At 30.0% G+C, this 23,440-nt stretch carries 23 protein-coding genes; 10 read left to right on the top strand and 13 right to left on the bottom strand.

The genetic code is table 11. The annotated features are described in order from the left end of the window. Positions 1-18: 18 nt before the first annotated feature. Genes abc-f through L8U00_RS05340 form a run of 7 tightly spaced genes read left to right on the top strand, consistent with a single transcriptional unit; the run spans position 19 to position 6,759 of the window. Positions 19-1,956: a ribosomal protection-like ABC-F family protein gene (abc-f, locus tag L8U00_RS05370; RefSeq protein WP_263708791.1), complete on the top strand. Its 1,938-nt coding sequence runs from the start codon at positions 19-21 to the stop codon at positions 1,954-1,956. Between the two features lie 53 nt (positions 1,957-2,009). Continuing rightward, a complete protein-coding gene (locus tag L8U00_RS05365; RefSeq protein ID WP_263708790.1) occupies positions 2,010-3,197 on the top strand; it encodes a M48 family metallopeptidase in 1,188 nt (395 codons plus the stop codon). Beyond that, the gene (locus L8U00_RS05360; RefSeq protein ID WP_263708817.1) at positions 3,197-3,997 is read left to right on the top strand and encodes a HemK/PrmC family methyltransferase; all 801 of its coding nucleotides are present in this window, start codon (positions 3,197-3,199) and stop codon (positions 3,995-3,997) included. The genes L8U00_RS05365 and L8U00_RS05360 overlap by 1 nt, the downstream gene beginning before the upstream one ends. Before the next feature lie 30 nt (positions 3,998-4,027). Further along, positions 4,028-4,501, top strand: a complete 474-nt coding sequence (locus L8U00_RS05355; RefSeq protein WP_263708789.1) for a DUF4149 domain-containing protein — start codon at positions 4,028-4,030, stop codon at positions 4,499-4,501. Between the two features lie 28 nt (positions 4,502-4,529). Continuing rightward, positions 4,530-5,279 (top strand): flagellin, encoded by a 750-nt coding sequence (locus tag L8U00_RS05350; protein WP_263708788.1) that lies wholly within the window; start codon positions 4,530-4,532, stop codon positions 5,277-5,279. Between the two features lie 38 nt (positions 5,280-5,317). Further along, the gene (gene cmoB, locus L8U00_RS05345) at positions 5,318-6,193 is read left to right on the top strand and encodes a tRNA 5-methoxyuridine(34)/uridine 5-oxyacetic acid(34) synthase CmoB (protein ID WP_263708787.1); all 876 of its coding nucleotides are present in this window, start codon (positions 5,318-5,320) and stop codon (positions 6,191-6,193) included. 2 nt (positions 6,194-6,195) lie between these two features. After that, positions 6,196-6,759, top strand: a complete 564-nt coding sequence (locus tag L8U00_RS05340) for a hypothetical protein (RefSeq protein ID WP_263663982.1) — start codon at positions 6,196-6,198, stop codon at positions 6,757-6,759. Here the strand turns inward: L8U00_RS05340 and L8U00_RS05335 are convergent. Continuing rightward, positions 6,739-6,924 (bottom strand): hypothetical protein, encoded by a 186-nt coding sequence (locus tag L8U00_RS05335; protein ID WP_039668212.1) that lies wholly within the window; start codon positions 6,922-6,924, stop codon positions 6,739-6,741. The genes L8U00_RS05340 and L8U00_RS05335 overlap by 21 nt on opposite strands. Before the next feature lie 8 nt (positions 6,925-6,932). Continuing rightward, positions 6,933-7,457, bottom strand: a complete 525-nt coding sequence (locus L8U00_RS05330; protein ID WP_263702790.1) for a thermonuclease family protein — start codon at positions 7,455-7,457, stop codon at positions 6,933-6,935. 53 nt (positions 7,458-7,510) lie between these two features. Here L8U00_RS05330 and L8U00_RS05325 point away from each other — a divergent pair, with 53 nt between their 5' ends. Beyond that, on the top strand, positions 7,511-8,779 hold the full coding sequence (locus L8U00_RS05325) for a M20/M25/M40 family metallo-hydrolase (protein ID WP_263708786.1): 1,269 nt from the start codon (positions 7,511-7,513) through the stop codon (positions 8,777-8,779). A gap of 131 nt (positions 8,780-8,910) precedes the next feature. After that, positions 8,911-10,305, top strand: a complete 1,395-nt coding sequence (locus L8U00_RS05320; protein WP_263663985.1) for an anaerobic C4-dicarboxylate transporter — start codon at positions 8,911-8,913, stop codon at positions 10,303-10,305. Between the two features lie 28 nt (positions 10,306-10,333). Here the strand turns inward: L8U00_RS05320 and L8U00_RS05315 are convergent, their stop codons facing one another. From L8U00_RS05315 to L8U00_RS05280, 8 genes are all read right to left on the bottom strand, one after another. Next, positions 10,334-12,184: an aryl-sulfate sulfotransferase gene (locus L8U00_RS05315; RefSeq protein ID WP_263708785.1), complete on the bottom strand. Its 1,851-nt coding sequence runs from the start codon at positions 12,182-12,184 to the stop codon at positions 10,334-10,336. Positions 12,185-12,227: 43 nt separating this feature from the next. Then, a complete protein-coding gene (locus L8U00_RS05310; RefSeq protein WP_263708783.1) occupies positions 12,228-12,872 on the bottom strand; it encodes a thiol:disulfide interchange protein DsbA/DsbL in 645 nt (214 codons plus the stop codon). Between the two features lie 55 nt (positions 12,873-12,927). Continuing rightward, positions 12,928-15,327 carry a DUF3726 domain-containing protein gene (locus L8U00_RS05305; RefSeq protein WP_263708782.1) on the bottom strand — a complete coding sequence of 800 codons (2,400 nt, stop codon included), beginning with the start codon at positions 15,325-15,327 and terminating at the stop codon, positions 12,928-12,930. Between the two features lie 18 nt (positions 15,328-15,345). Next, positions 15,346-16,872 carry a BCCT family transporter gene (locus L8U00_RS05300; protein ID WP_214126123.1) on the bottom strand — a complete coding sequence of 509 codons (1,527 nt, stop codon included), beginning with the start codon at positions 16,870-16,872 and terminating at the stop codon, positions 15,346-15,348. Positions 16,873-16,881: 9 nt separating this feature from the next. Continuing rightward, on the bottom strand, positions 16,882-17,874 hold the full coding sequence (locus L8U00_RS05295) for a dipeptidase (protein WP_263708781.1): 993 nt from the start codon (positions 17,872-17,874) through the stop codon (positions 16,882-16,884). A gap of 26 nt (positions 17,875-17,900) precedes the next feature. Beyond that, positions 17,901-19,346, bottom strand: coding sequence for an aldehyde dehydrogenase family protein (locus L8U00_RS05290; RefSeq protein WP_263708779.1), 1,446 nt, complete (start codon positions 19,344-19,346; stop codon positions 17,901-17,903). A gap of 18 nt (positions 19,347-19,364) precedes the next feature. After that, entirely contained in the window at positions 19,365-19,748 is a 384-nt protein-coding gene (locus L8U00_RS05285; protein WP_263708778.1) for a RidA family protein, read from the bottom strand. Positions 19,749-19,975: 227 nt separating this feature from the next. Next, positions 19,976-20,605 carry a GntR family transcriptional regulator gene (locus L8U00_RS05280; protein ID WP_263663994.1) on the bottom strand — a complete coding sequence of 210 codons (630 nt, stop codon included), beginning with the start codon at positions 20,603-20,605 and terminating at the stop codon, positions 19,976-19,978. A 146-nt stretch (positions 20,606-20,751) separates the two neighbouring features. On the opposite strand from L8U00_RS05280, the gene L8U00_RS05275 reads away from it, so the two are divergent. Continuing rightward, the gene (locus tag L8U00_RS05275) at positions 20,752-21,132 is read left to right on the top strand and encodes a YbgC/FadM family acyl-CoA thioesterase (protein ID WP_263663996.1); all 381 of its coding nucleotides are present in this window, start codon (positions 20,752-20,754) and stop codon (positions 21,130-21,132) included. On the opposite strand, the gene L8U00_RS05270 is transcribed toward L8U00_RS05275, so the two are convergent. Genes L8U00_RS05270 through L8U00_RS05260 form a run of 3 tightly spaced genes read right to left on the bottom strand, consistent with a single transcriptional unit; the run spans position 21,110 to position 23,408 of the window. After that, the gene (locus tag L8U00_RS05270) at positions 21,110-22,327 is read right to left on the bottom strand and encodes a hypothetical protein (RefSeq protein WP_263708777.1); all 1,218 of its coding nucleotides are present in this window, start codon (positions 22,325-22,327) and stop codon (positions 21,110-21,112) included. The genes L8U00_RS05275 and L8U00_RS05270 overlap by 23 nt on opposite strands. Then, entirely contained in the window at positions 22,324-22,935 is a 612-nt protein-coding gene (locus L8U00_RS05265) for a uracil-DNA glycosylase family protein (RefSeq protein WP_263663998.1), read from the bottom strand. Before L8U00_RS05265 ends, L8U00_RS05270 begins: the two co-directional genes overlap by 4 nt. Beyond that, entirely contained in the window at positions 22,935-23,408 is a 474-nt protein-coding gene (locus tag L8U00_RS05260) for a GNAT family N-acetyltransferase (RefSeq protein WP_153801293.1), read from the bottom strand. The genes L8U00_RS05265 and L8U00_RS05260 overlap by 1 nt, the downstream gene beginning before the upstream one ends. Between the last annotated feature and the right edge of the window lie 32 nt (positions 23,409-23,440).

The raw sequence follows: 23,440 nt of genomic DNA, 5'->3' as shown, positions 1-23,440 counted from the left end.
AACATTTGGGAAAGAAATTTGGCTTTAATAGATTTAATCGATGCAAATAAGAAATTTAATACAAAAATAGTTTTAGAAAATGCAAATTTTAGTGCAAATTTAGGAGAAAAAATCGCCATTATAGGCAAAAATGGCGAAGGAAAATCAAGCTTTTTAAAAGCCCTTATGGGAACTTTAAAACTAGATAGCGGTAGAGTGATTAAACAAAATAACGCTAGCATAGGTATGCTAAGCCAACAAGTAAGCTTTGAAAGCACCTTAAGCGTGAGTGAGGCTATCAAAAAAGAACTTGAAGAAATTTATCAAGCCTTAAAAGAATTTGAAAACTATAATGAAAAACTAGCTCTTGATCCTGAAAATAAAGAATATTTAAAGAAAGTAGATGAATTAAGTTTATTTATAGATTCAAAAGATGCATGGAATTTAGACCAAAAAATACAAAGAATACTAGAAGAGTTTAAACTATTAGAGTATAAAGACAGAGCACTTTGCTCTTTAAGCGGAGGAGAGATAAGACGTGTAGGACTTTGCACGCTTTTGCTGAAAAATCCTGATATATTATTGCTTGATGAGCCAACTAATCATCTAGATGTATATATGAGTAGCTTTTTAGAAGAAAGATTGAAAGCTTCTAAAATGTGTGTTATTTTCATCTCTCATGATAGATATTTTATCGATGCAATAGCTCAAAAATGTGTAGAAATAGAAGCAGGAAAATTAAGCGTTTTTGAAGGCGGATACACACAATATCTAGAAAAAAAAGCAGCTATTTTAGCTTCCTTAGCTAAAAGTCATGAAACCTTACTTAAGCAACTAAAAAGCGAAGAAGAATGGTTAAGAAGAGGAGTTAAAGCTAGACTTAAACGTAACGAAGGGCGTAAAGAACGCATTTTTAAAATGCGTGAAGAAGCCAAGAAAAACCCAGGAGCTATCAAACGCTTACAACTTGAGATTAAAAGAGCAAGTAAAAATTTCAACCAAACCCAAAGTCAAAATCGTAAAAAAATGCTTTTTGAACTTAAAAATATCTCAAAATCTATCGCCAACAAGACACTTTTTAAGGACTTTAATGCACGAATTTTACAAGGTGAACGCATAGCCATAGTAGGTAAAAATGGCTGTGGTAAATCTACTTTTTTAAAAATTTTACTTGATCAAATTCCACTTGATAGTGGAGAAATTAAAAGAGGTGAAGTTAAAATAGGCTATTTTGATCAAAGCAGAAGCTTACTCAATACCGATAAAAAACTTTTAGAAATTTTTTGCCCAAATGGCGGTGATCATATTCAAGTGCGTGGTAAAAATATGCATGTTTATGGATATTTAAAACAATTTTTATTTCCAAAAGAATTTTTAGAACAAAGTGTGTGTGTGTTAAGTGGGGGAGAGAAAAACAGAGTTGCCTTAGCCTTGCTTTTTACTAAAGAATATGATGTATTAATCTTAGATGAACCAACAAATGATTTGGACATAGCTACAATTAATATTTTAGAAGAATATTTACTTTCTTTTGAAGGTGCGATTTTGCTTGTATCACATGATAGATACTTTGTTGATAAAATAGCAACTAAACTTTATGCTTTTGAAGATAATGCCAATATCAATATAGAAGTTCTTTCTTACAGCGAATATTTAGAAAATGAAAAAGAATACAAAGACTTTGAAGAATTTTCAAAAAGTTTAGAAACAAACACCACAACAAGTGTAAAAACAAAAGAAAAATCAAGTAAAAAACTAAGCTATAAAGAAAATGAAATTTTAAACTCATATCCTGATAAAATTCATAAATTAGAAGAAGAAATCAAAGAAATCAAAAATGCCCTAAGCAATCCTGCAATCTATCAAGAACTAGGTATAAATACCCTTTATGAAAAGCTAAATTCCTTAGAAAATGAACTTAGTATTTTAGAAGAAGCTTATTTTGAGGTTTTGGAAAAAAGTGAAAGCACTGATTAACTTTATATATTTTAAATAAGATAAAATTACTCAAATTTATTTAAGGAAAAATTATGACTTTAATAACTATTTTATGTATTTACACGGCCTTTTTGGTTTTTATATCTTATATGCAAATTTCTTTTTTAAAAAAAGAAAGAGAAAAACAAGCAATTATTTTAAATGAGCATGATTATAAAAATGCTGCAAATATCGCTATAGAAAATGAAAAATACAAAATCTTTTCTAATCTTTATAATCTGATAATTAATATTTCTTGGATTGGCTTTGGCTTTTTATATTTAAAAGAATTTTTCATCAAAGAAAATTCTACTTTAGAAAATACTTTATTTTTACTTACATTTTTATTTATTATTAGTATTTTAAATTTACCACTTAGTTATTATGAAAGCTTTATAAAAGATAAAAAACACGGCTTTTCAAATATGACCTTAGCACTTTTTATTAAAGACAGCATTAAATCTTTAGCCCTAATGCTTGTTTTCGGCTTTTTAATTATTTATGCTTTAGTGTTTTGCTTTGAATTTTTTAACACATACTGGTGGATTGTTGCTTTTGCCCTAAGCTTTATAATCATACTTATTATAAATCTCATCTACCCTACTCTTATTGCACCTATGTTTAATAAAATGAAAAAACTTGAAGATGAAAATTTATTAGAAAAAATCACCAATTTAATGCAAAAATGTGGCTTTAGTGCAAATGGTGTTTATGTTATCGATGCAAGTAAAAGGGATAAAAGATTAAATGCTTATTTTGGCGGTTTATTTAAAAGCAAAAGAGTGGTGCTTTTTGATACACTTTTAAATGCTTTAAAAGAAAAAGAACTCATCGCTGTTTTAGGTCATGAGCTAGGACATTTTGTGCATAAAGATTTACTAAAAATGTTATTTTCTAGTGCTTTGATGCTTTTTGCTTTATTTTTCATCTTTGCACATTTACCAAGCTTTTTTTATATTGAAAGTCATTTAGATGGAGTAAATGCTGGAGTTTTTGCGCTTTTATTGATTTTTGGAAATATTTTTACTTTTATTATCTCCCCGCTACTTAATAAAATGAGTCAAAAAAATGAATTTAATGCTGACTTACATGGAGCAAAAGTAAGTTCTAAAGAAGATATGAAAAATGCCCTCATAGCCTTAGCAAAAGAAAATAAAGCCTTTGTTAAAACAAGTAAAATTTACACTTTCTTTCATCTAAGTCATCCTTGTATTTACGATAGAATTAAAGCTTTGCAATGATTTCAATCAAACAAGCTTTAAAGCAAGCTTACGCAAAAGATCCTACCCACAAAGAATATATACTTTTTATTCTTTGTGAGCTTTTACAAAAAGATAAGGCTTGGATTTTTTTAAATCCTGAATTTCAAATCGATGAAAAAGTTTTTTTAGAATACGTAGATAAATTTTTAAATGGCGAGCCTTTTGAGTATTTATTTCAAAAAACACAGTTTTATGGTTTTGATTTTTTTACTAAAAAAGGGGTTTTAATACCGCGTTTTGATAGTGAAATATTACTTGAAAGATGCTTAGAAATTTTAGATCATAACTCTTTTAAAAATATAGTTGAAATTGGCTTTGGGAGTGGAATTTTAAGTATCTCTCTAGCAAAGTTAAAGCAAATTTTCATACAAGCTTGCGATATTAATCCAAAAGCACTAGAGCTTGCTAAAAAAAATGCAGATTTTCATAATGTTTCAAATTTGATTGATCTTCAACTTTGTGATTTTAAAAATATGCAAGGAAATTTTGACTTTATTTTTTCCAATCCACCTTATATTAAAAATGACCATCCTTTAGACAAATGGGTGCAAAATGAACCGCATAATGCTTTATTTGGTGGGGATAAAGGTTGGGAAATTTTACATGAAATTATCCTTTTTGCCAAAAATCATAACACAAAAGTCTTAGCGTGTGAATTTGGTTATGATCAAAAAGCAATTTTAAATAAAATTTTAGAAGAAAATGATTTTAAAGCTACTTTTTATCAAGATTATAATGGATTTGATAGAGCCTTTGTTGCGTGGAATTTAAAAAATTAGATTATAATTATCTTTTTATAGGAGAAAATAATGAAATCAATATATTTATTTTTACTAGCAAGTTTAATTGGGATTGAAATTAGCATAGGCGTACTTTTAGCTCCGACTATATTTTATCCTGCTAAATTCATAGGCGAAGGAGTTTTAACTCATTTTCAAAGTGGACTTTTAATGACACACATTTTTGTACAATTTGGTTATGTTTTACTAGGTGTGAGTGTTTTATCTGTTTTAATGGAAATTTTCTCATTTAAGGATAAAAATTTAACTTTTAAAATAAATTTTTCAAAATTCATGCTTTCTTTAATCATTTTGGCACTAAGTTTGCTTTTTGTATTTTACTTCACTGCTTATGTTTTAGAAGCACAAAACTTAGGAGAAGAAGCAACTAAGACTCAAGAATTTATAAAAATTCATGGTGCAAGTGAAGTTGTGATGAAAATTATCATGTTATCACAAGTAATTTTATTTTTTTTAAATTTTAAAACAAAAAAAATGATATAATAAAATAAGTCTTTAAAAGGAGTCAAAGATGAAAATAGGCGATATAGGGACAACTCAACAAAACCATTACTTAAATCAAGCACAAAAAAACCAAGAAAAAGCTTTAGAAAATATAGCCGCAATGCGTGCTATAGATGGAAGCGATGGGGCAAATTTAGCCATAGCTGATTCTTTAAGAAGTCAGTATAGTACCATAGATCAAGGTATTTTAAATGCTTATGATTCAGTAGGTGTTTTACAAATTGCTGATTCGACATTAAATAATATCTCAGCTACTGCAGATAGACTTAACGAACTTTCAGTACGCTCAAATAGTGCGGCATTAAATGATAGACAAAAAAGCATGCTAAATGCTGAAGCAAATAAGCTCATCAGCTCGATCAATGATGCATTTTCAAACGCGACTTTTAATGGAAAAAATGTTTTCCAAAGTATGGATTTTGTTGTTGGATCTGGGGTTGAAAGTATCAATTTAAATCAACCAAGCACGGCAAACTTAAGCCTTGAAAACCAAGATGGAATTCGCGATTTTCAAGATCAAGTAGGTTCTTTACGCGCAGATATTGGTGCTGGGATTAATGCTATCCATTCTAATATCAACTCATCTTTGCAAACTAGCATTAACACTAAAGAAGCTGAAAGCAAATTGCAAAATAATGACTTAGCGCAAAATATTAATGATTTTAATGCAAATTACCTAAAAGAAAATGCGTTTTTGTTTGCAAATGCTCACTCAAATGCAATGCTACAAACTAAATTAGCAAGCCTACTTCAATAATAAAAACTCCCAAATAAGGGAGTTTTTTAAGGAAAAATATGCAAGATAATGCTTTATTAAAGCAAGTTTTAAAACATCCTTTATATGAAAAAATTCAAAAACTTAGTACAAAAGTTAAAAACTCAAATTATCTTATAAACGAAAGTTTTGATATTTTTTGTGATAAACGCTTAGATAATGAGATTAAGGACATTGCCTTAGAATTAAAACCTTGGCGCAAAGGACCTTTTAAAATCAATGATTTGTTCATAGATACAGAGTGGCAAAGTTTTATTAAATTTAACATATTAAAGCCTTATATGCAAGAAATCAAAGGCAAAGTGGTTGCGGATATTGGTTGTAATAATGGTTATTATATGTTTAAAATGCTTGAATTTAATCCTTCAAAACTCATAGGTTTTGATCCTTCTATTAAGTATTATTTGCAATTTTTACTTTTAAACTCTATTGCAAAAACTCCTATACAATATGAGCTTTTAGGCGTGGCTGATGTACCAAATTATGGCATAAAATTTGATGTGATTTTTTGTCTTGGTGTAATTTATCATCGCAGTGATCCTATAGCCATGCTAAAACAACTCAAGCAATCTTTAAATAAAGATGGCGTAGTCTTTTTAGATACTATGTATATAGAAGATGAAAGAGAAATTGCACTTATCCCTCAAAAAACTTATTCAAAAATACCAAATATTTTTTTCATTCCGTCGATATTGGGTTTAAGAAATTGGTGTTATAGAGCTGGATTTAGTGAATTTGAAGTTATAGCAACCAAACAAACTGATTTTGAAGAACAAAGAAAAACACAATGGATTGATTCTTATTCTTTAGATCAATTTTTAGATGAAAATAACTCAAATTTAACTTGTGAAGGCTATGAAGCACCAAAAAGAGTTTATGTTAAATTAAAGGTGTAAAAATGGCAAGAACAGTAAGTGCTGTTACTATAGAAGAGCTAATAGACCCTGAAGAATTAAATCGCATTAAATCAGAACTTATCACTTGTCCAGGGATAAATAATGCTTTAGCAGGAAGTATTTCTCATATAGAAAAAAACTTTGCTAAAGGTATCTTAATCACAACCCATGATATGGCAGTAGATGAGCTAGGATTAGTGCATAGTGGTTTTGTATTTAATGCGGCAAATTATATAGCTCAAGCTGCAATCAATAAAGAATTTAGCGTCTTAATAGGCTCAAGAAGCTTTTTTTATGCGCCTTTAAAAGTTGGAGATGTTTTAAATCTTGAAGCAAGCGCTCTATTTAGCGATGATTCAAGAAAAAGAGAGGTTAAAGTAGTTGGCTTTGTAAATGATATTAAAATTTTCGATGCATCTTTTCAAGTAATCACCACAGATGATCATATATTTAAATTAAAACAAAGTCAAAGCACAAGCTCTAGCAGTCAAAACCAACAAGAAACCTCCAAGCAAGATGCTACTCCAGAGGAATTAAATGCTGTTTTAAAAGGAATCGGGGGTTAAAGGTAAATCCACCCAATTCTTTGGGCATTCTTTATGGTAAGTCCCGCTTGCATCATAATATTCTTTACAATCATCATAAAAGCGGTTTGAAATTCCTCTTTCATTTACAAAACAACCGCCAAAAAATAATGCTAAAAATCCAATGAAAAATATTTTTTTAAACATCTCTTTTCCTATTTTAATCTTATTTGTTTACGCCATTTGTAAGGCTCTATAGGATTTTCATCTACCCATAAGCCTTTTTTATTTTCTTTGGCATAATTTTGCTCATTTACATATAAATCACTATAATGTTCATAAGCCCAAGCGAAACCATTTTTAACCATAACTTGATTGATATCTTTATCATTTAAATACACAATGGCTAAAATTCTACCATATTTATCCTCATCTTTTACATTCAAAACCACTTCTTTATTCAACACAATTGCATTTAAAAATTGCGCAGCCATCTTTCCATAAGCTTGATCACTTTCAGGTGCATCTATACCAAAAAGTCTAATTTTAAGTTTTTCATCTTCAAATTTAGCCTCAATAGTATCCCCATCTACTACACGACTTACTTTAGCATTAATATATGAGCCACTATCATAATTTAAAATATAAGCAAAAGCAAATAAAAAAAGTGCAATTAAAAATTTCTTTGGATCTTTTAGTAAAGTTATTAGTAATTTAATTTGCTTTTTAGAAATTTTCATTTAAACCTCATCTATATAAAAATATGCCATAATTACAATAAAAAGGAGATTTTATGCAAGAAATTATACAAAATTTTAAACAAATTACTCAAATACCTCATTGTAGTTTCCATACCGAAGAATTAAAAATTTTTCTTATTGATTTTGCCAAAAGTCAAAACTGCCGAGTAAACGTTGATAAAGCAGGTAATATCCATACATATAAAGGAAAACCTAAAATTTGTTTACAAAGTCATTATGATATGGTTTGCATGGGAGAGGCTCCTAATATACAAATGTATGAAGAAAATGGATATTTAAAGGCCAAAAACTCGAGCTTGGGTGCAGATAATGGCATAGGAGTATCATTAATGATGCAAGCTTTAAAAGACTTTGAAAATATCGAATGTCTTTTTACTAATGATGAGGAAGTTGGCCTTTGTGGAGCAAATAATCTTACACATGCTTTGATTTCAAACAAACTATTAAATTTAGATCATGAGAGTGATGATGAAGTTGTTATAGGTTGCGCTGGTGGTGTGGATATTTTTGCTAGTTTAAACTTAGAAATAGGCGAAAAAGAAGGTGAATGCTATGAAATAGAAGCAATTGATTTTAAAGGTGGGCATTCAGGGATTGATATTGTTAAAAATATTAAATCTTCTATTAAAGAAGCAAGTTATTTTATCACTCAAAACCAAGGTGAGCTTTGTGAGTTTAACGCAGGTGAGAGAATCAACTCTATACCAAAACATGCTAAAATCATAGCATTTTTTAAAAATCCCCCAAAAGAAAATAATCATTTTAAAGTAAATTATATAGGTAAAATCAAAAGGACATATTATAAAAATTCTCAAATCGTTTTAAATCTTATCAATGCTTTTGCACAAGGTGTTAGAACTTTTAATCATCAATTAAATTTAGTCCAAACGAGTATCAACCTTTCGTTAGCTTATGAAAAAGAAGGTAAATTTCATTTTGAACTTTTTGCAAGGTCGAATGATTTACAAGAGCTTAAAAATATAGAATTTGAAACCTTAACTTATTTTAAAATGCAAAATTGTGAAGTTGCAAGTGCAAATTTTTATCCGCCTTGGGCCAACAAAGATACTAATTTTGGAGAAGAAATTCTAAGTTATTTCAAAAAAGAAAATCCAAACGCCAAGCTTTATACTATACATGCTGGTTTAGAATGTGGTATTATAAGTGAAAAACAACCGCTAGAATGTTGCTCCATAGGCCCAAATATCCATAGCCCTCACTCAACAGATGAAAAATGTGAAATAGCTTCTATTGAAAAAATCAGCAAAATTCTTTTTGCTATCTTAAAAAATTACCAATAAGCAAAAAAACCAATATTTTGACAAACAAATTCAAAATATTGGTAAATATTTATTTAAATAAGAAAAAATTTTATTTACTATTAATAAAAATTACACTATACTCTCGCATATTTTAAAAACAAGGAGAGAGTATGGAAATGCTAACTAGCCTTAGCGAAGGCACTCAATTTAGTATCCAACTAGCCGTAGTTCTCATTTGTCTTTTTTATGGGGCAAAAAAAGGTGGTATCGCTCTAGGTTTGTTAGGCGGTATAGGTTTATTAGTTTTAAGTTTTGGTTTTGCTGTAGCACCTGGAAAACCTTCTATTGATGTTATGCTTACTATCTTAGCTGTTGTTGTTGCTAGTGCAACTTTACAAGCTAGTGGTGGTTTAGATGTAATGTTGCAAATTGCAGAAAGAGTTTTAAGAAAAAATCCTAAATTTTTAACCATCTTAGCTCCTTTTGTAACTTGCTTTCTGACCATGCTTTGTGGAACCGGACATGTTGTTTATACTATGATGCCTATTATTTATGACATTGCTATTAAAAATGGCATTCGTCCAGAAAGACCAATGGCTGCTTCTAGCATTTCTTCTCAACTTGGAGTTATAGCAAGTCCTGTTTCAGTTGCTGTTGTAAGTTTAACTGCATTACTTTTAAATCCAGAAATTAATAAACATCCTTTAGCAGGATTTGATGGCTATGTAGATTTACTTGCTATTACTATACCTTCTACTTTAGTGGGCGTTTTAGCTATAGGAATTTTTTCTTGGTTTAGAGGAAAAGATCTTGATAAAGATGAAGAATTTCAAGCTAGAATCAAAGATCCAGAACAAAGAGAATACATCTATGGTGATAGCAAAACTCTTCTTGGACAAAAACTTCCAACTATTCAATGGGTAGCTATGTGGATTTTCTTAGGTGCTATTGCAATAGTGGCTATACTTGGAGCCTTCCCAGAACTTAGACCACAATTTACCTCAAAAGGCGTTACTAAACCTATGAATATGGTTGCAGTAATTCAAATGTTTATGCTTTTAGCAGGTGCAGCACTTATCATCTTTACTAAGCTTGATGCAAGCAAAATTGCAAAAAATGAAATTTTTAAATCAGGTATGATAGCTTTAGTAGCTGTTTTTGGAATTTCTTGGATGGCAGATACTATGTTTGCAGTACACACTCCTATGATGAAAGAATCTTTAGGAAATATTGTTATAGAACACCCTTGGACTTATGCAGTTATGCTTTTATTAATTTCTAAATTTGTTAATTCTCAAGCAGCAGCAATTGCAGCTTTTGTGCCACTTGCATTAGGAATTGGTGTTGAACCAGGTATTATCATTGCTTTTGCAGCAGCTTGCTATGGATATTATATTTTACCAACCTATCCAAGCGATCTTGCAACTATACAATTTGATAGATCAGGTACTACAAAAATAGGTAAATTCGTCATCAATCACAGCTTTATCTTACCAGGTTTAATTGGTGTAATTGTTTCTTGTATAGTGGGTTATTTCTTAGCTTTAGGTGCAGGATATTTATAAAATCAAAGGGCTTGTTTAAAGCCCTTTTTTATTTAAATGCTTTTTCTAAATCAATAGGCATAGCCTGATAACCAGTACCTGCTCCACTAAAGCGAATTTGTACTGAAGGTTCTTTAGCTCCCCATTTAAACTCATCTATTTCAGGTTTTGGTTCTCCTATAGCAACACCTTTGCTTAAATCAAAAGCCATACCAGCACTAGCACTATAAACCATAATTGAATTTTTATCTTTATAATACTCAGCTAAAGAAGTAATAGGCGAAAACCATTTATTGCCTCTTTGTTTGCCATATTCCCAAATTTGCTCTACGGTTTTATTTTTTTGATCTATTTTATATACAACCGCTCTTGAATATTTCATCAAAGCAAAAGCAGGTTGTGTTATAGCTCTTGCATCGCCATTATCAAAAGCTGTAATGTAAATATATCTTTTATTAGATTTTTCATCTATTCTAAAAGCAGTATGTTGTGTCCATGTAAAATCAAAGCCACCTTCCTTATTTTTATAACCAGGACATTTGCTATAATCATCTTCACAAATTATATTTTTGCCATTTTTATCAATGGGTTGCAAAAGTGCTTTTTTATACTTTTCTCCCCAGCCCTTATGTGCTCCTAATATCCATTTTACTTTTTTATCACGGCCGATTTTTATAATAGCGCTTTGATGACGACTTGAAATGATAATGCTATCATCACTTGGATCATAATCTATGCTATTTACATGAGCCCAGTTACGCCCTACTCCAGTGCCTGCTATATCCCCAAAAATTTCACTTGTATCCATTTTAGCTAATTCTTCATTGCTTAAAGTTTTACCCGCTTTTGAAACATCTACATTTAAACAAACCGCACCTTGATCTAAAACTTTGATAATATTAGCTCTATATGGATCTAAAATTTCAAAAAGCCTCCACTCATCTACCACATTGCCATTTTTATCAACTTCTACTATCACATCACGCACCGAGCGCACATTTTTACCATCAGGACGCTTAACATTAGCCAAGGCTACTCTTAAAAGATAATTTCCATTTGGCATTTGACTCATAGAATGAGAAAAATCTATATAAGAAGAAGGTAAAAGGCGGTTAAAAATTTCTCTACCCATTAAATCATATTTTACATATCTTTGACCAAACCCAAAGCTTAATGCCCCATCTGAGTTTTGTCTAAAGCCCATCATAATACCACGATTATAAATATTGTTTTTATCCATTAGCTTATCATTATCTAAATACCAACGAATTTCACCCTTTGTATCGACAATGAAGGCATTAGAAGCCTCATCCCATTCTAAAGCACCACCACTTGGGTTATTCCATATAGCTTGAGAGCTTTTTGCGCTGTATTTTCCTGGAGTATTATTTACTAGATACAATCTATCTTCAAATTCTTTATCTACTTTAAGTACTTCCACTTTTTCAAAAGGCACACCTCTTTGCATAAGACTTCCACTTGGCTCTATATTTACCCCACCTGTTGCTATTTTATATACCTCATCTATTACTTTTTCACTTTTTCCAAAAGCACTTTTAGTATAGCTTACTTTTACTGTGTTTAAATACGATGGATAAAGTCCAAAAATAGGAATTCCTCCATAAGTTTTAATTTTATTAGAACTTACCTTATAAGATATGGTTTGTCCATTTGGCTTTGGAACTATAGTCACACTCACATCACTTAACTCATATCCTCCACCTACAATCACAGCACTAAGCGGGGATAAACCATAAGGATTAAGCTTTATAGCTCCAATTTTTCCTTGCACTTGATAGTCTATCTTAGCCCCACTTGCTCCGCCTACAGCTAAAGCTAAATTTGGCGCTAAAACCACGCTAGCTAGCAAACTTAAGCTGATGATTTTTTTAATTTTCATGCTTATCCTTTATAAGATCAATAACACCTTTAAAATAAAGGCATTATTTAACTGAAAGTTCTTTAACTATACGGATTAGTTCTTCTAAAGAAGTAATGTATTCAGGATTGATTTGATATTTACCATTTACTACAAAAGCAGGTGTGCCGTAATTTCTTGAAATTTCATTAGCCACATCATAAGCAGCTAAAAGCTCTTTGGCTTCTTTGGTTTGTAAAAATTTTTGCAATTCTTCTTTGCTAGCACCGATAGCATTTAAACCTATTTTATAAAACAAATCAAGATTATTTAAATTTAACTTTTGCTCAAAATGACTTATAAAATACACATCAGCAAGCTTATAGGTAAGACTTTTTTCACTAGTAACATCTAAACCTAAAGCTTTTTCTTTAAAAGAAGCTAAAGCAAACATCTCATTTAAAGCCCCACCATACTCACTCATAGAACTTACCGAAAAAAGATCATATTTTAAATTTGGCAAAACCTCTTTAACCTTTGCCAAAGTGTGAAATTGATGATGAGTGTAACAATGAATACAACGATAAGAAAATACTTCTATTAGAGAATTTTGTGCATTTGGTATAGGTGTTTTTAAAGTAATATACTCTTTACCCTCACTTAACGCATTTGCATTTATAGCAAAACTGAGCGTACAACAAACAATCAAAAAAATATTTTTTAAATTCAATTTTAACTCCTATATCATGATATTGCAATATAATTATATTGCAATATCATAAACATCAGGATTCAACCACACCTCCAGCATCTTTTCTTGATTGCTCACTAGATTGAACCATAATTCCTTTTGTATATTTCAACAGTTCCTCCCATTCTTTCTTTTGTAGCAAGATGCCTTTTTGAACACTCTCTTCGTAATTTTTTTCAATAATATCATGAGAAATACTTATATTCTCATCATTTCTGATTAAAGGATTTTTAGAAATTTCAATATAAATCGCTCTTTCATCTAAATCACAAGGTATATTTTTCATTAAAATATCTGGAAAATCTTCATTATTTTTTATAAAGTATTCCACATACTGAGATTGCTTTATGTCATACCAATAAGCTTTAACATATAAATTTTTATTTGATAATCTTTTTAACTGAGAATACACAAAACACCTATTATAACATTTTGAAATTTTTATATTTAAAGAATTATATTGATTTAAAAAATCAAGCGCATACGCAATAATAATTTGAATATGACATAATATGCTATGATGATTAAGATCAACACTTAAATACTCATTTGTAATGTTTAATGTTATATCTAAATTGTCGCTTTTCAAATAAGGCGCAGCTTTAAGAAAATTTGACAATCCATTTAATCCAGCCATTTGCATGTCAATAACCATAGATGCAATTAAATCAGCTTCTCCAAGATTTAATTTTAATCCATTATAAGCTTTAATACAAGCAGCTTTAAGTTCGTTTTTGGAAACATAAACATTATTATTAGATAAATCACAAACACTATGCTTATTTTTTGGCAATAATGGAAACATCCACTCATTAGCATGAATTTCATCCATTAAAGGTGCATTCTGAAACAATGTCACTTGAACCCATCTATCTGATCTTGGATCATACTTTGTTGCACCAAACATAGACAATTTAGCTCTTAAAAGATGCATAGGCAAAAAGTCTTTTGCTAAAACATTAGCCCTTATATCACCCATTACACAATTTCCCATAGTCCAAACTCTTCTAGCTATAGATGTAAAACAAGGGTTTTCTAATAAAAATTTACTTATATGTAAATAATCATCCTGATTTTTTAAAGCATTGTAAAATTTAACCACTTGCCTAGCAATATCTAAAGGTTGTTCTAGTTCATCTCCATTATCAATACCTCTTACTCCAAGCCTAGGCTCTTCTTTTTCTTCAGATATATACCAAAACCAATAATTATTTTCAGGATTTTCAAAATTAATACCTAAAGCCCAATCATATTTTTTCTCTATTACATTTTTAATTTCAGAAATTTTAACACCAGTAAGTTCTAATGGAGTTTCATCGATTGTCATCATTTTATCGTGTATATCAACTAATTCAGGATACAGTTCTAATAAACACGAAAGTACGATTTCTTGTGCTTCCAAAGAATATTTTTTTGTATATTCTACAAATTCCTCAATAACCATAGAAGCATTTATTTTTGTTTTTATTTCTTTTACTATATAAGAAAGCTCACTTGAAGCTATTTTGTTTAAATTATCTTGCCTTGAATCTATTGTTGTTATTTCTTTAAGATGTAAACTTGCTCTTTTTAAATAACCAATCAATTCTTTAGCCTTACTCATATCAAGCTTTTGTTGCATAACTTTTGACAAAGCTAATTCTCTTTGATAAAGCCAATTATCAACAACTTTTGGGTGTTTAATCAAATAAGAAGCCATACCAAGTCCAGTAGCATTTCCCACACCTAAATATCTTTGAATATCTCTATCAAGTTCTACAGCTTTATCTCCACCACGCTGTTTGGCTATATAATTTACCCAATCTAAACTAAATTGCCTTACAATATAAACAGCGCACATTTCAGCAGAAAATGACTGAGAAAAATCTCCATTTTTTTGCAGATTATCAAAATCAGAAATTCCAAATTTTCCACTTCCATATACAGCTGTGGTTCTTAATATATAACCAACTTTAGCTAGTTCATCTAAATCAGGTTGTTTTCCATTAGCTAAAGAATTAACAATATATTCAAAAATTCTTACACTTTTATTAGCCCTTGCTAAAACAAAAGCATTGTTAAAATTTCTACCAGCTTCTTGCAGTGGAACATTTTCTTTTAAAACAGTCAATAACCCACTATCAATCTCTCCATTTACAAAAGTAAAAGTAACATCCCACTTATTTGCTATAACCCTATCATTTCTTTCTTCATCTTTTATATAATTAGCAAATATAACAAGATGATATATTCCATGAGGTGTTCTAACTTGATATATTACATCACCAAATCCTTTATCATCTAAATCCCATAAAATATTTTTTAATACCCATTTTTCTTGAGCAATTTTCCTCATCAAAGTTCTAGTAAAACTAAGTCTAGATGAGTGCATAGAGCCTAGTCTTTCTAAAGACATGACTTCTTGTGGACTTCTTAATTTCATATCATTTTTCATTTTGTCTCCTTTTTTGTATTAACGTAAATTTTGCTCATCTGCCATTTTAATTGCAATCTGTATAGAGTTCCATAAGGTTGGTAATAATATAAATGAAACAGGCACAGCAGTAATTACTATAAATGATTGTAAAGCCGAAATTCCTCCCTGTCCGATAGATATTAAAATAATTGCCAATACCCCCATTAAAATTCCCCAAAAAGCTCTAAGAAGTTTACTAGGTTCAGTGTTCCCACTAACAATAACACTCATAGTATAAGTCATAGAATCACCAGTTGTAATAATAAAAATAGCTGCCAATATCAAAAATAATGCTGAAATAAATGTTGACAATGGCAATGACTGTGTTATTGCTATTAACGCAGCAGGTATATTAAAACCTTTAAAAGCAGAGCTTATGCTGCCTGGATTTTCAATCTCAAAATATAATCCTGTTCCACCAACAATAGTAAACCAAAACATTGTAATAATTGGTGCGCAAATACTTACAGCTATAATAAGCTCTCTTAAAGTCCTACCTCTTGAAATTCTAGCAATAAAGATAGCCAATACTGGACCATATCCTAAAAACCACCCCCAAAAAAACAAAGTCCAAGATGCAAGCCAAACAGTATCTTCTCTATAAGTAGCCATAGGTATAAAATTTTGTATCAAAGTTCCAACACCTTGAACATAAACATCCAAAATAAATTTTGTAGGACCAAAAATAAAAATAAAAAACATCAAACCTACAGCTAAAATAACATTCCATTTACTAAGAATTTGAATGCCTTTTGCTAAACCCCTAAGCGAAGATATAGTATAAACTAAAATAGCCAAAATAATAATACTCATTTGAGTGATTATATTATCTGGTATTTGAAAAATCATATTTAGTGCATAAGAAATTTGTAAACCTAAAAATCCTATAGGTCCTATAGTACCAGCAGCAACAGCCACAATACAAAAAGCATCTATTAAAGAACCAATCCATCCGTGTATAACTTTATCACCAAAAATAGGATAAAGAATAGTTCTAGGTCTTAAAGGAAGGCCTTTTTCATAGTGTAAATACATTAGCACTATTGTGGTAATAGTTCCAGAAACAGCCCAAGATAAAAAACTCCAATGCATGTAAGATTGCGCTAGAGCTTCTGTGATTTTTTGAAAAATATTACTAGTATTTCCAAATACAGGAGATGGAGAAACAAAATGAGCTATAGGCTCTCCAGCAGCCCAAAAAACACCTCCGCCTGCAAGTAAAGTACACATAATAATAGATATCCATTGAAATGTACTCATTTCAGGATTTTTAATATTACCCAAAACTACGCCGCCTGTTCTTCCCCAACTAAGCCCGATCCCAATAATAAAAGTCAAAAGTAGTAAAATTTGCCAATAAGCACCAAAGTATTTTGCTGAGACATTAAAACCAAACTCAACGATCGCACTAAGTAACTTTGAATCAATTAAAGCTATTACAACAAATATCATCAAAAATCCACTACTACAAATTAAAGTCAACTTATCAATACGAGTATTGTTTTTAGGAGCACTGTTTAACATTTTAACTCCTTAGCAAGTTTGAGCTTTTAAGCCATCTTGTAAAAAATAAAGCCAATTAAGACCCATGATTTTTTTTACATCATTCTCAGAAAACCCATAATTAATCAATCCTTTATAGATATTATATAAGCCACTAGAATCATTAAACCAAGACACATTTTTAGGCCATGTGGAATTAGTAGCACTACCTTCGCCATAATCTTTTATCTTAGACCATCTACCATTGCGCATCCATTCTAATACATCTAATGGTTGATTTAAACATAAATCACTTCCTATACCTATATGATCAACCCCTATCATATCTGCCAAATCAGCACTCATTTTACAAAAATCATCCAATGTACAATCGCTTCCATTTGGCAAATGAAAAGGATATAAAGACAAACCTATCAAACCTTTTCTCTTAGCTAAAGCTTTTATCACCTCATCGCTTTTATTTCGCAATCCATTGTGCGCAAATTTAGGATTAGCATGAGATATACATATAGGGCGAGACGATATGTCAATAGCTTCCAATGTTGATTTATCACTACTATGAGACATATCAACAATCATACCAACCCTATTCATTTCTTCAATCGCTTGTTTGCCAAAGCGAGTAATACCACTGTCGTTTTTTTCATAACAACCAGTAGCCAATAAGCTTTGATTATTATAAGTTAGCTGCATAATCAACAAACCAAGCTGTCTCATAACAGATATTAACCCTATTTCATCATCAATCAAAGAGCAATTTTGCGCTCCAAAAAAAATCCCTACCTTATTTTGAGCTTTTGCTTTTAAAATATCTTCGCTTGAAAAAACAGGCAATATATATTCATTAAATTCTTCAAAAAATCTATGCCACTGGGCAAATCTAGTGAGTGTTTCTCTAGCATTTTCATGATATACTAAAGTAACATGCACAGCACTAACACCACTTGATTTTAAAAATTTAAAATATTCTTTATCCCATTTGCAATATTGCAAACCATCTATAATGATATCTTTCCCAAACATAACCACCTCCTTTTTGTAAACAATATTTAATAAGCTTTTACATAAGTTGTTTTTACAACTGTGTAAAATTCCTTCGCATAAGAACCTTGCTCTCTTGGACCAAAGCTAGATTCTTTTCTGCCTCCAAAAGGCACATGATAATCTGTTCCAGCTGTAGGAAGATTAATCATAACACAACCACTTTTTGCTTCTTTTTTAAATATGTTTGCATTTTTTAAACTCGATGTTACAATCCCTGAAGTCAATCCAAAACGAGTACCATTATTAAGCGCAACAGCTTCTTGTAAATCTTTTGCTTTAATCACACATGCTAATGGGGCAAAAATTTCTTCCTGATTAACATCCCAATCATTTTTAGTATTAATAAATAAAGTAGGAGACATATAGTAACCATTTTTATCAAGTGATAATTTTTCACCACCAAATACCAATTCCGCTCCAAGATCTTTAGCTCTTTGAACCCATTTGAAATTAGATTCAAATTGTTTATTATCGGCTACTGGTCCCATAAAAATTCCATCATCTAAGCAATGGCCAACCTTTAATGTTTTCATTCTAGAAACCATTTTCTCAACAAAAGCATCGTGAATACTTTCCATAACAATCAAACGAGAACTTGCTGTGCATTTTTGTCCAGTACCCGAAAAAGCTCCTGCAATAGCACACTCAACAGCAAGATCAAGATCTGCATCATCCATAATAACTAAGGCATTTTTACTACCCATTTCTAATTGACATTTAACAAAATTTGCAGCCGTAGCACGTGCTATTTTTCTACCAACATCAACAGATCCAGTAAAAGAAAGTGCGTTGATATTTCTAGAATTAATAATAGTCTCACCAACTTCTCCACCACTACCTAAAACTAAATTAAATACACCACTTGGCAATCCATGCTCATGAATAATCTCAGCCAAAGCTACAGCAGAAGCTGGAGTGGTATTAGCTGGTTTCCATACTATACTATTACCAAAACAAAGAGCAGGAGCTATTTTCCAAGAAGCTGTTGCAATAGGGAAATTCCAAGGAGAAATAATACCAACAACACCAACAGCCTCTCTTGTAATCTCAACATCAACACCACTTCTTACAGACGCTGCATTTTCCCCAATTTGTCTTAATACTTCAGCTGCATAATATTGAAAAAATTGACCTGATCTAAACGCTTCTCCTTTTCCTTCTATTTTTGTTTTTCCTTCTTCTAAAGATATGATTTTTCCAATCTCATCGCTTCTATTCATTAAAGATTCACCGATTTTATAAAGCAAATTTGCCTTTTCCTCTAAAGGAGTTTTTTCCCAAGAAACTTGAGCCTCTTTGGCAGCATCAATAGCTAGCTCTACTTGTTTTTTATCAGCCTGTGCTACATCCCCTAGATCATTATCAATATCAGATGGATTAATATTTTTTATAGTATTAACACCCTCTGCCCATTGACCATTAATATATAAACCCTTAGTACAATCTAACATTTTATCTCCTTTATAATTTTAATTATGAGTTTGCGCATAAACTACAAATTCAACCAGCATTTCTTCTCTAGCCAAACCAGAAACAATAAATGCAGCTCTATTTGGATAAACTGTATTGAAATAGGTTGAATATACCGAATTTACAAATTTTAAATCTTCTCTTTTTGTAACATAAATTAAAATCTGTAACACATCATCTAATTTAGAACCAGCACATTCTAAAGCATGAATAAGATTTGAAAAAACTTGTTTGGTTTGCGCTTCTATACCACCAGTAACAACCTCTCCATTTTTATCAATAGGAATTTGTGCTGTATATAAAATATTATTTGATACAACCGCCCATTCTAATGGAGATTTTGAGGGGAATAATTTTGTTTTAACCGCTATTTTACTTGACATACAACTCCTTTTTGTATTGTTATATTTTCAAGTCTATAGGAAAAAAACTTAATAAATACTTAATGCCGACAATAAATATATTATATATTTTCTTACCTTGAAAAAACATGTAAATATGTGAATATTGGTAAATATATTTAAAAGATATCCCTATGATTAAAACATCAAATAAGTTAGTAAGGTAGTTTTAGTTGTAAAATTGAATATATACTTATTATATGATTATATCAAATCAAATATTGTTTAACAAAATTCTCAAAATAATCAATAATGTCATCAACATATTCCAAAGCTTTTTCTGTGTTTTTTTGATACACAGCTTTTAATATATTCTTGTGTTTTTCTTTTACAATATCATGTTGACTATTTTGAGCATAGCGATACCAAAATCTCCTTGAAATCCCTTGCACATTTCTCAATTCTTCGTAAATAAAATAATTTTTAGAAGCTTTAGCTAATACATCTTGTCTTTTATCAAGCCATGATAAAAAATTTATTTCATCATAATTTTCAATTTCATTTAAAAGTTCATTTATGGCTTTTTTATCATCCTCGGTAAGTCTTTTTATGGCACATTCTATACAAAGCTTCAAAATAACTCTTCTTACTTCCAAAAGTTGCATTTGTAAAGAAGCATTCATTTGTGGAACCATTATTCCTGCTTTTGATATATTCACCAAATAACGTTTTGAAAGCAACAATAATGCTTCTCTTACAGGCGTACGTCCAACATCAAGCATATTTGCTATGCCCTGTTCTGTCAAAATACTACCAGGCTCTATTTCACAAAAAACTATTCTTCTTTCTAATTCATCATATACTTGTTCGGCTAAAGTTTTATTTTTCACTTTTTTCATGTAATTTCCAAATATAAAATAAAAATTATAGAATAATATCTAATTATTAATGTATTTAAGACAGAATATTAATGATTAAAATTCATATTTGATATTCAATTTACTTTAAATATAATGTATTATAAAAAACAAAAAAAGGATTTTAAATGCAAATACGAATTTATTATGAAGATACCGATGCAGGTGGAGTGGTATATCATAGCAATTACTTAAAATTTTGCGAAAGAGCAAGAAGTGAGATATTTTTTCAAAAAAACGCAAAAATTTTTGATAAAAACACAGGACATTTCCTACTTACTAAAGCAAATTGTAACTTTTTAAAACCCGCTAAACTTGGAGATCTTATAGAAGTAAAAACATTTATCGCAAAGCTTAAAAAAGCTTCAGTTTGTATAAAACAAGAGATTTACAAAGATAGCACCAAGCTTTTTGAGGCTGATTTTACCCTAGCTTTTTTAAAAAATGAAAAAGTAGCCCCTATAGATGAGGCTATAGCTAAGGTTTTTACTGATTTTGCAAAGGAGTAAAACCTAAGCCTTGCGAGCGAATGATTTTAACCTTATAGTCAAATTGATTATCATTTAAACTCTCATCGAAAATTCTTTGAGAGTCTTTATCTAAAAACTGCGTATAAAAATAATCAAGCCCCACGCTAGTTGCATACGCTATCCAGTTGTAATTAATATTTTGCGAAAAAAGCTCATTAAGATAGCTTAGAGTTTGATCCTCATTAGAAATGGAATTTGCTAGCAAAAGTTTTTTTCTATCGTTAATTTGCGTTAAACTTAGCAAAATAGGATTATAATTAATCTGAGTTGATAATAACACAAAAGGCTCTATATCATAAGTTCTTATTTGTGAGCTTATAAGCGCTGTTTTAATCAAAGAAGTATTTAAAATAATACTAGAATCTTGAAAACTTCTATTTTGATTTAAAATACTTCTAAAATCAAATTTAGAACTATTAATAGTATAAATTTTCTCACTACCATTACCTGCGTTTAAAACATTCTCATCTAAGCGATTTGCCAAAGGTGTTCCATCTGAAAAAATAATATTTTTACCATTTGAATATTCTAAAAGTTTTTGAATTTGTTTTTGATAGTCTATACTTCCAAAATACACATTTTCATTTTGCGTATCAAAATTTCTTTTATGTGCAGTAGGAATAAAAACTTTTACATTAGAATCAAGGCTTTCTTTTAATAAATTTTTCACACCTTTATCTGTAAAACCTGCGATGATGTAATTAAATTTCTCATCTTGAGCTTGCTTAAAAGCTTTAGTTATCTTGTTCTCATCTTCTGTGCCTATTAAAAACACCTTTACTTTTATTTGCGCTCTTTGTCTTAATAAATACGCTATGCTTGAATTTATAATAGTATTAGAATAACTTTTAATCGTTTGCTCAGGTATAATAATAGCTAATTTTACGCTAGCATTTTTTTGAATTCTTTTTTCAAAATCTATGATGGAATTTAAAAGTTTAGTATAAATATTAACCAAAAGTTCATTTGCATTATCATTGTTAAATCTTGATAAGAAATTAAAATAAAGTCCTGTTTCTAACAAAGTAAATAAACAATCATTATCACAATTTTGAAATTCTAAATTAGGATAAAAAGACTCACTAGGTTCTATGGGCGATGGTTTTTGCTCTTTTGCAAAAGCACTTAAAGTTAAAACAAAAATCATCATCAAACAAACTAAACTTTTTCTCATAAATAACCTTTTATTTTTTTAATATCTTCTATAAATTCAGCATAAAAGCTAGGATTTTTACTCAAAAAATTCAAATCATAACTTGGCAAAAGCAAAGCATTATTAAAACGCATACATTGCCCTTTGTATTTTTGAAAGTTCTCAAAACCCAAACTTACAAAAGCTTCTTGACCAAGACATAAAATAATCTTTGCTTTTACAAAATCAAGCTCATTATAAAAATACGGCAAGCATAATTTTAGTGCTTGATCATCTATTTTAAAATTACTAAAACATTTAAACATATAAGAAAAATATATCTCATCTTCTTTTAAATTTAAAAGCTCTTTGCATAATCTTAAAAACTCTTGTTTGTTTTTAGAAGCAAAAAACTTTCCACTTTCGTTTTCTTCTTTATCAATAAAAGCTTGATAAATCAGAATTTTAGCATTTTTGGCTTCTTTTTCTATTAAACTATACTTTCTTAATTTAGAAAAATGACAAAGATTGCAAGTTTTTACTCTTTCGTTTAATTCTTTAAAACTTAAGTTAAAATGTCTAATTTGCTTTTGTTCATCAAAGTATTCATAACCAAAAGCTTTTAGATAATACAAACTGCGTTTATTCATCACATCAATGCTTCTAAATTTTCACCCTCTAAACGATAAGTTCTCCACTCGCTCATATGTCTTGCATTTAACTTGGTATAAAATTCAATCCCCAAATCATTATCATTTAAACAAACCCACTCTAAACGTTTGAGATTTTTTTCTTTACAAATTTGTGCTAAATATTTAAAAACAGCTCTAGCATAACCTTTTTTTCTATGCTTTGGTTGTATGTAAATATCTTCTAGGTATAATCCACCCAAACCCCAAAAAGATGAAAAAGTAAAATAATACATCACATAGCCTATTATCTCACCATCAACCTTTAGGCTTAAAGCCTTAGCGTATTCATGTTTAAAAAATGATTCTTCAAGTTCTTTGCTTGTGCATTTTACATCTTCAAGCATATTTTCATGAATAGCAAGTTCTTTGAGTAATTCTAAAATTTTTTCCAAATCTTCTTTTTTACTCTCACAAATTTCAAAAGCCATTATTTTTCCTTAGTTTACAAAATAAAATCAAAATT

Origin of the sequence: Campylobacter sp. IFREMER_LSEM_CL2256, assembly GCF_025771645.1 — a bacterium.
Lineage (GTDB): Bacteria > Campylobacterota > Campylobacteria > Campylobacterales > Campylobacteraceae > Campylobacter_D.
The sequence above is the reverse complement of the archived record's forward strand: the minus strand, read 5'-3'. Positions and strand labels throughout refer to the sequence as shown.